The organism is Neorhizobium alkalisoli, assembly GCF_007829835.1.
GTDB lineage: Bacteria > Pseudomonadota > Alphaproteobacteria > Rhizobiales > Rhizobiaceae > Neorhizobium.
The window spans coordinates 447,069-461,309 of the sequence record NZ_VIWP01000002.1; the positions used below are offsets into that span (position 1 = coordinate 447,069).

Annotated in this window: 12 protein-coding genes; 3 read left to right on the forward strand and 9 right to left on the reverse strand. The window is 60.9% G+C overall.

Going from position 1 to position 14,241, the window contains the following annotated elements; all coding sequences use genetic code 11:
• Positions 1 to 14 precede the first annotated feature (14 nt).
• The 8 genes from FHW37_RS07945 to fabD form a co-directional block, all read right to left on the reverse strand.
• A complete protein-coding gene (locus FHW37_RS07945; protein ID WP_145634716.1) occupies positions 15 to 1,331 on the reverse strand; it encodes a DUF6923 family protein in 1,317 nt (438 codons plus the stop codon).
• A 113-nt stretch (positions 1,332 to 1,444) separates the two neighbouring features.
• Positions 1,445 to 2,122, reverse strand: coding sequence for a guanylate kinase (gene gmk, locus FHW37_RS07950; protein ID WP_145634718.1), 678 nt, complete (start codon positions 2,120 to 2,122; stop codon positions 1,445 to 1,447).
• Positions 2,123 to 2,125: 3 nt separating this feature from the next.
• Positions 2,126 to 3,013, reverse strand: a complete 888-nt coding sequence (locus tag FHW37_RS07955; RefSeq protein ID WP_145634720.1) for a YicC/YloC family endoribonuclease — start codon at positions 3,011 to 3,013, stop codon at positions 2,126 to 2,128.
• A 123-nt stretch (positions 3,014 to 3,136) separates the two neighbouring features.
• Positions 3,137 to 4,285 carry an endolytic transglycosylase MltG gene (gene mltG / locus FHW37_RS07960; protein ID WP_246690730.1) on the reverse strand — a complete coding sequence of 383 codons (1,149 nt, stop codon included), beginning with the start codon at positions 4,283 to 4,285 and terminating at the stop codon, positions 3,137 to 3,139.
• Between the two features lie 227 nt (positions 4,286 to 4,512).
• Positions 4,513 to 5,775, reverse strand: a complete 1,263-nt coding sequence (gene fabF / locus FHW37_RS07965; protein ID WP_145634725.1) for a beta-ketoacyl-ACP synthase II — start codon at positions 5,773 to 5,775, stop codon at positions 4,513 to 4,515.
• 109 nt (positions 5,776 to 5,884) lie between these two features.
• Complete coding sequence (locus tag FHW37_RS07970; protein WP_006727438.1) at positions 5,885 to 6,121, reverse strand: acyl carrier protein; 237 nt, start codon at positions 6,119 to 6,121, stop codon at positions 5,885 to 5,887.
• Between the two features lie 281 nt (positions 6,122 to 6,402).
• Positions 6,403 to 7,140 carry a 3-oxoacyl-[acyl-carrier-protein] reductase gene (gene fabG, locus FHW37_RS07975; protein WP_145634727.1) on the reverse strand — a complete coding sequence of 246 codons (738 nt, stop codon included), beginning with the start codon at positions 7,138 to 7,140 and terminating at the stop codon, positions 6,403 to 6,405.
• 18 nt (positions 7,141 to 7,158) lie between these two features.
• On the reverse strand, positions 7,159 to 8,103 hold the full coding sequence (gene fabD / locus FHW37_RS07980) for an ACP S-malonyltransferase (RefSeq protein WP_145634730.1): 945 nt from the start codon (positions 8,101 to 8,103) through the stop codon (positions 7,159 to 7,161).
• Between the two features lie 165 nt (positions 8,104 to 8,268).
• Here fabD and FHW37_RS07985 point away from each other — a divergent pair, with 165 nt between their 5' ends.
• Together FHW37_RS07985 and FHW37_RS07990 are read left to right on the forward strand one after the other, a co-directional pair.
• Positions 8,269 to 9,312, forward strand: a complete 1,044-nt coding sequence (locus FHW37_RS07985; protein WP_145634732.1) for an aldo/keto reductase — start codon at positions 8,269 to 8,271, stop codon at positions 9,310 to 9,312.
• A gap of 308 nt (positions 9,313 to 9,620) precedes the next feature.
• Entirely contained in the window at positions 9,621 to 10,538 is a 918-nt protein-coding gene (locus FHW37_RS07990; protein WP_145634734.1) for an RTX toxin, read from the forward strand.
• 206 nt (positions 10,539 to 10,744) lie between these two features.
• On the opposite strand, the gene FHW37_RS34445 is transcribed toward FHW37_RS07990, so the two are convergent.
• A complete protein-coding gene (locus FHW37_RS34445; protein ID WP_145634737.1) occupies positions 10,745 to 11,587 on the reverse strand; it encodes a calcium-binding protein in 843 nt (280 codons plus the stop codon).
• A gap of 306 nt (positions 11,588 to 11,893) precedes the next feature.
• On the opposite strand from FHW37_RS34445, the gene FHW37_RS08000 reads away from it, so the two are divergent.
• The gene (locus tag FHW37_RS08000) at positions 11,894 to 13,996 is read left to right on the forward strand and encodes a DEAD/DEAH box helicase (protein WP_145634739.1); all 2,103 of its coding nucleotides are present in this window, start codon (positions 11,894 to 11,896) and stop codon (positions 13,994 to 13,996) included.
• Positions 13,997 to 14,241: the final 245 nt, after the last annotated feature.

Below are 14,241 nucleotides of genomic sequence, written 5' to 3' on the forward strand. Positions count from 1 at the left end.
CCCGGTTATCTCGATCAGATGATATCGAAATCGTGGTAGGTGAGCTTCAGGCCCTTGTCGAGCGTCGCGAACTGCACGGCCTTGGAAGAACCGGTACCATCGGCGTCGTACCAGAGCTTGCCGCTCTTGCTGTCATAGATGATCCGGTCGGAAGCATCATGGGCCTTGGCGCCGGCATAAAAGGCGTCGGCCGCCAGGTGACCGACTTTGCCGGCTTTCTTGAAGATCGCCAGTTCGAGATCGATCGAATCTGAGATCGGGTTGAAGTCGAGGATCTTGTCGATATTGGACGACGAGAGCTTGGTGTCGAAGACGAACGTATCCTTGCCGGCGCCGCCGACTAGAACATCCTTGCCGAGACGGCCGTTCAGCGTGTCATTGCCGCTGCCGCCCTCGATGCGGTTGGCGAGCTTGTTGCCGGTGAGAACATCGGCATATTTCGAGCCCGTCAGGTTCTCGATCGACACATAGGTGTCGCCCTTGGCATCACCCTTGTTGAGCGTGCGCTTTTCGAGGTTCGCGGTGACGGCCTTGGTCGCGCCTTCATAAGAGGCAGTATCATTGCCGGCGCCACCATTCAGGTAATCGCCGCCCGGGCCGCCCCAGAGCGTGTCATTGCCGCCGAGGCCGTAAAGACGATCGTTCTTGGCGGCGCCAAAGATCCAGTCGGTCGCAGCCGTGCCCTTGACGGTATAGGCCTGCCCCGTGCCTTCGAAGTCCATGGCGCTGGCACCGGCGAACTGGCCGTAACCCGAGACTTCCTTCATCGGCACGCGTTCGCCCGTCACCGGATTGATGGTGAAGAAGTCATCACCGGCAAAGGCGTAAAGTGCGGCGCCAAGCTTTTCGAGGCCGAAGAGGTTGGAAAGCCCGGTCTTCGCCTGATGCAGCGCCTCACCGGTGACAGGCGAGATTTCGATGATGCTGTTATCGGTTGCGGCGAGATAGAGCTTGTTGTTGAGGAAGGCGAGATCGCCTGCCGAGCCCACGGTCGTCGAATACTGGCCGATCTTCGTCGCGCCACCGGTCGAGAGGTTGACGGAATAGAGGTTTCCGTTGGTATTGGATGCGAGATAGGCGTTTCCGTTGGCGTCGATCTCGAGTGCATTGGCACTGTACATGCCGAGCGAGCCGATGCGTGTCGAAGCGCCGGTCGTAGGGTCGATGCGGTACAGGTCGCTGAAGGAAATCCCGTAAAGCGTCCCGTCCGGGGCAAAGGCGATATCGGTCATCGCCGTGCCTGTGTTGCCGATATAGCGGGAAGACAGGTTGTATGGGTTGATCGCAATGAGCTGGCTGCTCAACGTAGAAACATAAATTTCGCTAGTCATATAATCTCCTCGTCACTAACGCGCGGAGGATCATACGTACGCCTGCCGATTACAAGCATAAGTTTGCAATAAAATAGACAAATATCAACTTATTCAGGTACTTGAATACCGCTTCAGAGGACCGGTTCTTCCGTCAGCAGATTGCCGATGAAATCGAACAGACCGTGGCGGCGGTCGCGGCGGACGCGCTCGGCATTGACGATGCAGTTGACGTTGCGGAATGCCTCGTCGAGATCGTCGTTGACGATGACATAGTCATATTCGCGCCAGTGCTCGATCTCGGCGCGGGAGTTCAGAAGGCGGGTGCGGATCACCTCTTCGGAATCCTCGGCCCGGCGGTGCAGGCGCGACTGCAGCTCGGTCATGGTCGGCGGCAGCACGAAGATCGACACGACATCGGCCTTCATCTTGTCCTGCAGCTGAAGGGCACCCTGCCAGTCGATATCGAACAGCATGTCGCGACCTTCGGACATCGCCTGTTCCACCGGCTCGCGCGGCGTGCCGTAGAAATTGCCGTGAACCTGCGCCCATTCCAGCAGCGAGTCGGAATCGCGCAGGCGCTCGAATTCGCGCACCGTGATGAAATGGTAGTGCTTTCCGGCGATCTCGCTCGGGCGGCGCTGGCGGGTCGTGACGCTGACCGAGATTTCGAGGCTCGGATCGGTCTCCAGAAGATTGCGCGCGATCGTCGACTTGCCGGCGCCGGAGGGCGACGAGAGAACCAGCATCAGACCGCGACGGGCGATCGTCGTCGGCATTTTCGAGGCGGTCGACTTCTGGGCCGGGCTCATGGTCTACTCCAGATTCTGGACCTGTTCTCTGAACTGGTCGATCACGACTTTCAATTCTATGCCTGCCGCAGTTACAGCGGCGGAGTTGGATTTGGAACAGATCGTATTCGATTCCCGGTTAAATTCCTGTGCAAGGAAATCGAGACGTCGTCCGGCCTGTCCGCCGCGGTCCAAAAGCTCGCCGGCCGCGACGACATGCGCCTTTAACCGGTCGATTTCTTCGCGCAGATCGGCCTTGGTGGCCAAAAGCGCCGCCTCCGCATGCAGCCGGTCGCGATCGAGCGACGGCGCATCCTGCAGGAGTGCCGCAAGCTGGGCCGAAAGGCGCTTTGCGATCTCTTCCGGCGAGCGCGAAATATCGTTTTCGACCTGGGCCGTCAGCTCTGCAATGCGTGCGACGTGCCCCTTGAGCACACCCGCCATGGCAGCGCCTTCGCTCTCGCGCATCGCGACCAGACCGGCAATTGCCTGGTCAAGCGAGGTCAGGACGGCTGCATCGCGTGCCGCCTGCGTCTCGGCGCCATCCTCGGCCTCGCGGATATCGACCAGGCCACGGATGCCGAGCAGGGTATCGAGCCGGAGCGGTGCCGGATCGACGAGATCGCCCAATTCCTCGCGCAGCGCCAGAACGGCCTTCAGAGCGTCGCGGTTCAAGACAGCCTCGACATTCGCCTGCTCGACGGACAACGTCAGCGTCGCCTGCAGATTGCCGCGTGATAGCTTTTCGGAGATGCGCTTGCGCACTTCCTGTTCCAGCCTTTCCAGACCCGGTGGCAGGCGCAGGCGCACGTCGAGGCTCTTGCCGTTGACCGAGCGGATTTCCCAGCCGAAACGATAGCGTCCATCGGCTGCCTCGCTGCGGGCAAAGCCGGTCATGGATTGCAGGGTCATGAATGTCTCCAGACTGTCATTCCACCAAAGCGGAGGCAGCCCATGCGGGCTGCCGGTACCACTTCGGATCATATGCGCATCCAGCCTATAATGCCGGATGAAAGGCAATGCGCGGAAAGGCGATCAGTTGCCCTTCGGCGGCTTCTCGGCCTCGTCGCCATCCGGCTGGCCGTCGACGACCTCGTTTCCGCCACCGGCAGCCGCGCGCTCAGCCTCGACCCGACGCCAGCGCTTCACATTGGCATTGTGCTCTTCGAGCGTTGCCGCAAAGACGTGACCACCCGTGCCGTCGGCGACGAAATACAGATCCTTGCTGCGCCAGGGATTGGCGACGGCTTCGAGGGCTGCGCGGCCGGGATTGGAGATCGGCGTCGGCGGTAGGCCCTTGATCTGGTAGGTATTGTAGGGCGTCTGCTTGGCAATGTCGGACTTGTAGATCGGACGGTCGGAGGGTTTACCCTCGCCACCGAACAGGCCGTAGACGATGGTCGGATCGGACTGCAGGCGCATGCCCTTCTGGATACGGTTGAGGAAAACGGAAGCGACATGGGCGCGCTCATCTTCCTTGCCGGTTTCCTTCTCGACGATCGAGGCGAGGACCAGAAATTCCTCCTTGGTCTTCACCGGAAGATCCGGATCACGCTTTTCCCAGATCTGGTCGACCATCTTCTGCTGGGCGGCGCGCATCTGCGAGAGGATCTCGTTGCGCTTGGTGCCGCGCGAGAACTTGTAGGTATCCGGGCGCAGGCTGCCTTCCGGCGGCTGTTCGGACGGAAGGTCGCCTTCCAGAACCGGGTCCTCGGCAAGCCGCAGGAACATCTGGCGGACGGTCAGGCCTTCGGGCAGCACGACGGAATAGAGGATGGACTTGCCGGACACCATCGTGTCCATCACGTCCTTCATAGAGGCATGCGCCTTGATCTCGTATTCGCCGGCCTTCAGCGTCTCGCCATTGCGCAGATAGGTCGCGGTCACATAACGGAAGATGCGGGCTTCCGAAATGATGCCGTTGCGCTCCAGATTGGCGGCAATTTCCGACAGGCCATTGCCGGAGCGGACGAGGAAGTGGGAATTGGTCTCGAGCGGACCCGGCTCCTGATAGACGCGGATCATGTAATAGAAGCCGGCGACCGCGGCGATGCAGATCACCACGACCATGGTCATGACAAAATTCAGGAAGATGACGAACTGGCTGCGCGCCTTCTTGGAGCGGCGCGGCGGTTCCGGCACGCGCTCGGGGCGCAGCGCTTCGTTCGGCGATTTCGGAATGATCGGGCCACGCGCAGCACCATTGGTGCCGGCAGGTGCAGTACCGTTTCCGCCAGCAGCGGGGCCAGAACCTGGGGGATTGTCGCCTAGATTGTTGGAATTATTCACCCACACCCCCGTAAAGCACTAAAAACTACCGCTCGCTATCTGGCCAAGCAATGCGGCAAAAACAGGTCCCGAAGAGGATTGTGTCCCGACGCCCGCTCCGAAGAGCCGGCGCCGGGCATTGATTACGCTTCGTAGCGACGCAGAACGAGCGATGCGTTGGTGCCGCCGAAACCGAAGGAGTTCGACAGCGCCACGTTGATGTCGCGCTTGCGGGCCGTATGCGGCACGAGGTCGATCGCCGTCTCGACATCGGGATTGTCGAGGTTGAGCGTCGGCGGGGCAATGTTGTCGCGGATGGCAAGCGCCGAGAAGATCGCCTCGACGGCACCGGCAGCACCGAGAAGATGGCCGATAGCCGACTTGGTCGACGACATGGAGATCTTGGACGCGGCATTGCCGACCAGACGCTCGACAGCGCCAAGCTCGATCGTGTCGGCCATGGTCGAAGTGCCGTGGGCATTGATGTAATCGAGATCCGACGCGGCAAGGCCTGCACGCTTCAGAGCCGAGGTCATGCAACGGAAAGCGCCATCGCCATCTTCCGACGGGGCGGTGATGTGGAAAGCATCACCCGACAGGCCGTAACCGACAACTTCGGCATAGATCTTGGCGCCGCGCGCCTTGGCATGTTCGAGCTCTTCGAGCACGACGATGCCGGCGCCCTCGCCCATGACGAAACCGTCGCGGTCGCGGTCATAGGGGCGCGAGGCCTTCTGCGGATCGTCATTGTGCTGGGTCGACAGCGCCTTGCAGGCGGCAAAACCGGCCAGCGAGATGCGGCAGATCGGCGATTCGGCACCACCGGCAACCATGACATCGGCATCGCCGAGCATGATCAGACGGGCTGCGTCACCGATTGCATGCGCGCCGGTCGAACAGGCCGTGACGACCGAATGGTTCGGGCCGCGCAGCTTGTGACGGATCGAAACCTGGCCGGAGACCAGATTGATCAGGCGGCCGGGAATGAAGAAAGGAGAAATACGGCGCGGGCCCTTGTCGCGCAGCGTATAGCCAGCTTCGACAATGCCTTCGAGGCCGCCGATACCGGAACCGATCAGAACGCCGGTGGCGATCTGGTCTTCGTCGGTCTTCGGGTGCCAGCCGGCATCGGTCAGCGCCATGTCGGCGGCGGCCATGCCGTAAAGGATGAAAGGATCGATCTTGCGCTGTTCCTTCGGCTCCATCCAGTCATCTGCATGGAATGTGCCATTGGAACCATCGCCAACCGGAATACGGCAAGCGATCTTTGCGGGGAGGTCTTCGACCTCGAATTCGGTGACGACACGCGCGGCATTCTCGCCGGCGAGCAATCTCGACCAGCTGATTTCCGTTCCGCATCCGAGAGGAGATACCATGCCGGTACCGGTGATAACGACACGCCTCATCGCCAGCGCCCTACCCTGTTATTCATGTGCCAATTGCTGAAACGGCCCGAACTAGCGGGCCGTGACTGGGGCATTGCACGGAAGCCGTGCGCCCGAATGTATTCGCCGATCAGGCCTGGGCCTTCTCGATGAACTTGACGGCGTCGCCGACCGTCAGGATCGAGTCAGCAGCGTCGTCCGGAATTTCAACGCCGAATTCTTCTTCGAACGCCATGACCAGCTCGACGGTATCCAGCGAGTCCGCGCCGAGATCGTCGATGAAGCTTGCGCCTTCGACTACCTTTTCGGCGTCGACGCCGAGATGATCAACAACAATTTTCTTAACGCGTTCTGCGATATCGCTCATGTCGGTTTCCTCGACCTTTATCTTCTCGAATGCCTCAATGGCATCCGTACCCTGTTGATACCTGCCGCAGGCGCCGGATAGCGCCTATGCGGGCAAACCCCTTGGCCCCTCTCCAGGTTCCTGCCACATGCTCACGCATTATGACGACCTGAATTTCGGGGTGACTTTGATATAGTCTAGGCCCGCTTAACACGGTTTCCGTGCTACGCAAAGCCAGAATTTGTTCCTGCACACCCCCGCCAACAGCCTATCGCATATGGGCGGGAATGGCACAGGCCCTATCAGATCATTGCCATGCCGCCGTTGACGTGGAGAGTCTGGCCGGTGACGTAGCCTGCCTCGTCGGAAGCGAGATAAAGCACGGCTGCGGCGATGTCTGCGCCGGCGCCCATGCGCTTCATCGGAATGGCGCCCATGATGGCGTCCTTCTGCTTCTCATTGAGCTTGCCGGTCATCGCGCTTTCGATAAAGCCCGGTGCAACACAGTTGACCGTGACGTTACGCGTGGCGATTTCCTGGGCGAGCGACTTCGAAAAACCGATCATGCCGGCCTTGGAGGCGCAGTAGTTCGCCTGGCCCGGATTGCCGGTGACGCCGACGATCGAGGTTATGTTGATAATGCGGCCAAAACGGCGGCGCATCATCGGATGGGTGAGTTCGCGGGTCAGGCGGAAAACCGAGGTGAGGTTCACTTCCATGACCGCATCCCAGTCCGCATCGCTCATGCGCACGAACAGGCCGTCCTTGGTGATGCCGGCATTGTTGACGAGAATATCGACGCCGCCGAGTTCAGCTTCAGCCTTTTCGCCGAGCGCCTTGACTTCGTCACGGTCGGAAAGATTGGCCGGGAAGATGTGGACGCGTTCGCCAAGTTCGGCAGCCAGCGCCTCGAGCTTTTCGACGCGTGTGCCGTGCAGGCCGACAATGGCGCCCTGCTTGTGGAGGAGCCGGGCGATCTCTTCGCCGAGGCCGCCGGTTGCGCCCGTCACCAGTGCCTTGCGGCCGGTCAGATCAAACATGCTTCTGTTCCTTCTTCTTCAGCCGAGAATGGCGGCAATCGCCGCGTCAATGTCGGCCGGTGTATTGACGGCTACGCCGGAAATATTCTTGTCGATGCGGCGGGCAAGGCCGGTCAGCACTTTTCCCGAGCCGATTTCGTAAAGCGTGGTAACGCCATTGGCGCCGAACCATTCCACCGTCTCGCGCCAGCGCACCTGGCCGGTGACCTGGGTGACGAGGAGTTTTGCGATTTCGTCCGCATCGGTGACCGGCGTGGCGCGAACATTGGCGACGACCGGCACGATCGGGTTGTGCTTTTCGACCTTGTCGAGCGCGTGGCGCATGGCATCTGCCGCCGGCGCCATCAGGTCGCTGTGGAAAGGTGCCGAGACCGGCAGCATGATGGCGCGCTTGGCGCCCTTTTCGGTGGCAAGCGCCGCAGCCTTTTCGACCGCTGCCTTCGAGCCGGAAATCACCAGCTGGCCGCCGCCATTGTCATTGGCGATCTGGCAGACGCCGTCTGCACGGGCTTGCCCGCAGATCGCATCGACATCACCATGTTCGAGGCCGATGATCGCCGCCATGGCGCCCTGCCCGACCGGAACGGCCGACTGCATGGCATCGCCACGGATGCGAAGCAGGCGGGCAGTATCGGCAAGCGAGAACGTGCCGGCGGCACAGAGAGCGGAATATTCGCCGAGGGAGTGGCCGGCGACATAAGAAACCTTGTCGGCCAGCTTCAGGCCACGGGCTTCGAGAACCCGCATGGTCGCGATCGACACGGCCATCAGCGCCGGCTGGGCGTTTGCCGTCAGCGTCAGCGTGTCTTCCGGGCCGTTCCACATGATGTCGGAGAGCTTCTGGCCAAGCGCCTCATCGACTTCCTCGAAAACCGCGCGGGCTTCGGGGAAGGTCTCTGCAAGCTCCTTGCCCATGCCGACGGACTGGCTGCCCTGACCGGGAAACGTGAATGCGATGCTCATAGGGTATCCTTCCCTTGTATTTTGCCTCTCCATTCACATTCACAGCCGCAGAGTCAAGGGTTAGGCCCCTTGCGATGAAGCGGATCTGCGACACTCCACACCTCTTGCGCTGCAGCAAAAGCCGCTTAAAGTCCGCCGGCATTTCAAATGACGGGACTTCACTTGATGAAATACAGGACACTCGGACGCACGGAACTCTCCGTGTCGGAAATCTGCCTCGGCACCATGACATGGGGCTCGCAGAACAGCGAGGCCGACGCGCATGAGCAGATGGATTATGCGCTCGCAAACGGCGTCAATTTCTTCGATACGGCAGAACTCTATCCGACGACGCCGGTCAAGGCCGAGACGCATGGCCGCACCGAGGAACTGATCGGCACATGGCTGAAAAAGAGCGGCAAGCGCAAGGACATCGTGCTCGCCAGCAAGATCGCCGGCGGCGGCCGTCCGCATATCCGCGGCGGCCAGCCGATCACGCCTGCGACGATCGTCGAAGCGGTCGACGCCAGCCTGAAGCGGCTGCAGACCGATTATCTCGATCTCTACCAGATCCATTGGCCGAACCGCGGTCATTACCATTTCCGCGGTTCCTGGACCTATGACGCAAGCAAGCAGAACACGGCCGAGTCGATCGACGGCATTGCCGAAAAGCTGGAAGCGCTGGACGGCCAGGTCAAGGCGGGAAAGATCCGCGCCATCGGTCTTTCCAACGAGACCGCCTGGGGCACGATGCAATATGTCCGCATCGCCGAGGAAAAAGGCCTGCCGCGGGTCGCCTCGATCCAGAACGAATATAACCTGCTCTACCGGACGTTCGACCTCGACCTTGCCGAAGTCGCGCATCACGAAAATGTCGGCCTGCTTGCCTATTCGCCGCTCGCAGCCGGCCTTCTCTCCGGCAAATATGTCGGCGGCGCCCGGCCGACCGGTTCGCGCGGCACGATTAACACCGATCTCGGCGGCCGCCTGCAGCCGCTGCAGGAGCCGGCGGTCAAGGCCTATCTCGATGTCGCGAAAAAGCACGGCCTCGACCCGTCGCAGATGGCGCTCGCTTTCTGCCTGACGCGGCCCTTCATGGCCTCGGTCATCATCGGCGCCACGACGATGGACCAGCTGAAGCTGGATATCGCCTCGGCCGACCTGACGCTGTCGGATGAGGTGATGGCCGATATCGCTGCGGTTTACCGGCTTTATACGATGCCGATCTGAACTGGTGCGACGATAAGAAAAGTCCCCTCCCCACCCTCCCCACAAGGGGGAGGGCTTAACCCAGCCGATCCGTCAGCGCCCAAATTGAAGCGAGTGGGTGCGGCAGGTTTTCTCCCCCCTTGTGGGGGAGATGGCCGGCAGGCCAGAGAGGGTCTTCATGCTAAAACTCAGCATTGCATTTACCTCTCGCTTACCCATCCACGACAATTGCCTGTCGTGGCCGGTCATCGCGTCCTAATCTATTCTCAACGAAACTCCGGCATGATGGCGGATGGTGCGGCACGAGCCTGTTGGCTGTCGATGTGCGCATGCTGGAGAGTAGCGCCGTGACGACGATCACCAATGCCTTTTACCGGAATGCGAACGCGGCGAGTTACGCCTCGGTGCTGTTTACCGGTTCCGCATCGACTGCGGCGGCCTCGACGGCCCGGCAATCCGTGTCTTCTTCCGAAAGCGAAACGGGCGTTTCCACCGCGGCCCAGAAGGCGCTTGCCCGCATCACCGAAATCCTGGCGCTCGGCAATGGCACGGCCGATGATGGCGCCGGTGTCAGCGAGACCTATGGCTATATTACCAGCGCAACCGGCACCGAAGACGACGACAAGCTGACGCTGACGGGCCGCGCCGTCTCCAATCTGACAAGCGGCGGCGGCGATGACACCGTCATGATCAAGAGCGATACCGTTTCCAATATCGATTCTGGCGAAGGCAATGACACCCTGCAGATCAAGGGCGAACTTATTAACGACATTCAGGCAGGCAGCGGCGATGACAAGATCGAGCTGGCGGCAAAGCTGGTTCTCGATGTCTCGGGCGGCGACGGCAATGACGATATCAAAGTGTCCGGTGACACGCTGATCAATATCGATGGCGGCGACGGCGACGACCGCATGTATCTCGAAGGCAACCGCATCTTTGCGAGCGGTGGCGCCGGCAATGATACGGTGACCATCCACCAGACGGGCAAGGACAGCGTCGCCGAATACACGTTCGGCAAGGGCGACGGGCAGGATACGGTTGCGAGCGACGGGAGCCTTTCGGTGCGGTTCGATGGTTATACCGAAGACGACCTGTCGATCTCCGTCATCGGCAATGTGCTGACGGCCAGGGTCAAGGGTTCCGACGACAAGATCAGCGTCACCCTCGCAAACGAGGCGCTGAACGACGGCAAGCTCACCTATGCATTTGCAATGGATCAGGGCCAGACCGTTCTGAAGATCGGCTGAGACGACGCTCCTCTCTCACGATAGGTCATCCTCGGGCTTGCCCCCCGAGGATCTGATCACGCCCAATATGTTTCCAACAACACAGGTGGTTAGATGCTCGGGACAAGCCCGAGCATGACGGGTGAGAGCTTATTGCTCCGGTCCAAACAGCAAAGGCGCCACCTTGCGGCAGCGCCTAACGATCTTGAGATCGCGCTTTCGCCCGATCAGGCGATGATATCAAAATGCGCGGCCGTGAGTTTCAGGCCATGATCAAGCGTCGCGAACTGCACGGCAGCCCCCTTGCCATTGCCATCGGCATCATACCAGAGCTTTCCCGACTTGTTGTCGTAGATGATGCGGTCGCTGGCGTCATGCGCCTTGGTGCCGGTATAAAAGGCTGCGGCCGAGAGATCGCCGACCTTGCCGATTTTCTTGAAGATATCGTCGTCGAGAATGATGCGGTCGTCCTTCACCGAAAAATCGGTGATCGTGTCGACATTCGTCGCCCCCAGCTTGGTGTCGAAGACGAACGTGTCCTTGCCCGCACCGCCGGTCAGCACATCCTTGCCGAGGCCGCCATAGAGCGTGTCATTGCCGGCATCGCCCTTCAGCACATCGTTTCCGGCGCCGCCCTTCAGCGTGTCATTGCCCTTGCCGCCATAGATCGTGTCGGCAAACTTGCTGCCGGTGATCTTGTCATTGCCGGAAAGAATGGTGGCAACGGCCTTAGAAATATCTTCGCCATCACCGATCGCATTGAACTGGTCCGCGGTGATCTTGAACCCGGTGCCGACGAAGAGTTTGGTGCCGCTCGTCACCTGCGTCAGGCTGGTCAGCGTACCGCTCTCAAGACCCATGATCTCGCCATGTTCGGTGACGTAGCTCAGATCGTCGCCGCGCACTTCCGTATAGTTCTTCGAATCGGCGTAGACGCGCAGTCCGTCCTTTCCGTCGACACCATAGGTCTTGAGCTTGTCGTATTTGTCGAATTCGAAGAAATCGTAGTTTTCAAAATTGTCGAAGTGGAAGCCGGCAGATCCGATGCTGCCAAGAACAATATTCGCCATGAAATCCTCGTCATTATCAATGGGCTGGCGCGATCCGAAGAACTCGGTGCCATGTCGTTCTATTTGCACCCGCTTAAGATCGAACTTCCTGATACAGTAAAGGTTTAAGGAACCGCGTTTCAGAGCGACGGCTCCGCACCATCCCTTTGCGCTTTACTTCCGGCGGTGTTTCGGCCTGCTTCTTAAGGCTTTTATGCGCTTCGCTTTGACATTTCGCGGCCTTGTCGCTACGAGGGCGCCATGTTCGGTCGCGATCGTTGCGGCCAGGGCGCTCAAAATGCGCACGAAATTCCGAAAGACAGATTTATGACCGATTACAACGGCGCCGTTCCGGCGATCGCCAAGGCATTGGCCAAACGCGGCTATGAGACGCTGACGCCCGTCCAGCAGGCGATGCTCGATCCGGCACTGGTGAACTCCGACGCGCTCGTTTCGGCGCAGACCGGCTCCGGCAAGACGGTGGCCTTCGGCATCGCCATGGCGCCGACGCTGCTGGAAGACGGCGAAAAGTTCGACCGCGCCGGCGCGCCGCTTGCGATCGTCATCGCGCCGACCCGCGAACTTGCCATGCAGGTGAAGCGCGAGCTGGAATGGCTTTATGAAATGACCGGCGCCGTCATCACCTCCTGCGTCGGCGGCATGGATATCCGCTCAGAGCGGCGCGCGCTGGAACGCGGCGCACACATCGTCGTCGGCACGCCCGGCCGTATCTGCGACCATATTCGCCGCAATGCGCTCGACATGTCGGAAATCAAGGTCGCCGTTCTCGACGAAGCCGACGAGATGCTCGATCTCGGCTTCCGCGAGGATCTCGAATTCATCCTGGAATCGGCGCCGGATGGCCGCCGCACGCTGATGTTCTCGGCCACCGTGCCCGCTGCGATCGCAAAGCTTGCAAAAAGCTACCAGCGGGATGCCAAGCGCATCTCCACCCAGACCTCGGAAAAGCAGCATGTCGATATCGAATATCGCGCGCTGATGGTCGCTCCGTCGGACCGTGAAAACGCCATCGTCAACGTGCTGCGTTATTACGAAGCGCCGAATGCGATCGTGTTCTGCTCGACGCGCGCTGCCGTCAACCATCTGATGGCGCGGCTCAGCAACCGCAATTTTGCCGCCGTCGCCCTTTCCGGCGAACTGACCCAGAACGAACGCACCCATGCGCTGCAGGCCATGCGCGATGGCCGTGCCCGCGTCTGCATCGCCACCGACGTCGCTGCCCGCGGCATCGACCTGCCCGGCCTCGATCTCGTTATCCATGCCGACCTGCCGACCAATCCGGAAACCCTGCTTCACCGCAGCGGCCGTACCGGTCGCGCCGGCCGCAAGGGCATCAGCGCGCTGATCGTGCCGCTCAACCAGCGCCGCAAGGCCGAACGCATTCTTGGCGGCGCCGCCGTCACGCCGACCTGGGCGCGCCCGCCGTCGGCCGAAGAAGTCACGACCCGCGACGACGACCGGCTGCTCGCCGATCCGATTTTTGAAGAAAAGCCGGGCGAGGAAGAGGCAGGCCTGATCGCCCGCCTGATCGAAAGCCATGGCGCGGAAAAGCTGGCGAGCGCTTTCGTCAATCTCTACCGCTCCAAGAATTCGGCGCCGGAAGACCTGATCGAGGTTGCCGTCGATGGCACCCGCAAGCCGCGCGAAGGTGCCCGCGATGGCGGCGATCCGGCCTCGCGTCCGCTGACGCCGCGTGGCGATTTCGGCGAGGCCGTCTGGTTCTCGCTCTCCGTCGGCCGCAAGCAGCGCGCCGAACCGCGCTGGCTGATCCCGACCATCTGCCGTGCCGGCGACATCACCAAGAACGAGATCGGCGCGATCAAGATGCAGGCCGACGAGACGTTTGTCGAAATCGCTGCCGCCAATGCCGAGCGTTTCATGCAGAAGCTCGGCAAGGACGGCATGATGGAACGCGGCATCCGCGTCACCCGCCTCGACAGCGCGCCTGATTTTTCGAGCTTCAAGCGCGAGTCCTACGACGACAGCGCTCCCCGCCACGACGGTCCGCGCATGGACAAACCGTGGAAGGGCAAGAACAAGGAAGGCGGCTTCAAGGACAGCCCCCGCAAGGAGGGCGGCTACAAGGATGGCCCGCGCAAGGAAGGTGGCTATAAGGATGGCCCCCGCAAGGAATGGCAGGGCAAGGACCAGGCCGCCCCGAACAAGCCGACAAAGGGGGCCAAGTTCTCCGGTGGCGACAAGGCCCGCGACGACCGTCGGGTCGATGACGAAGTCTGGGGCGAAAAGCCCAAGGCCCGTCCGGCCGGCGACAAGCCTTTCAAGAAGCCCTACAAGGACGGCGCCTCGCAGGACAAGCCGTTCAAGGCTGGCAAGCCTTTCAGCAAGGACAAGCCGAAATCCGGTGGCCCGAAGCCCGGCGGCAAGGGCGGCTTCGGCCGCGGCAAGTAAATTCCGAAAGAGGCCGGCGGCCATCGCCGGTTCCCGAAGCGACAGCTTATTGGATCAATAGAAACCGACACCCCTGGTGGCCCCAGCCGCCGGGGGTGTTTGCTATTGGAAATTTAACGGCTCCTGCCCGCTTGCGCTTTCCGGTGCGGGAATTTTATGTCGCGCATTCACGCGGGCTGGAAAGTCGACAAATAGTCATGTATTAAAATCAACCTTGGGTTACGGCGCTAGCCACAGCAACCCAA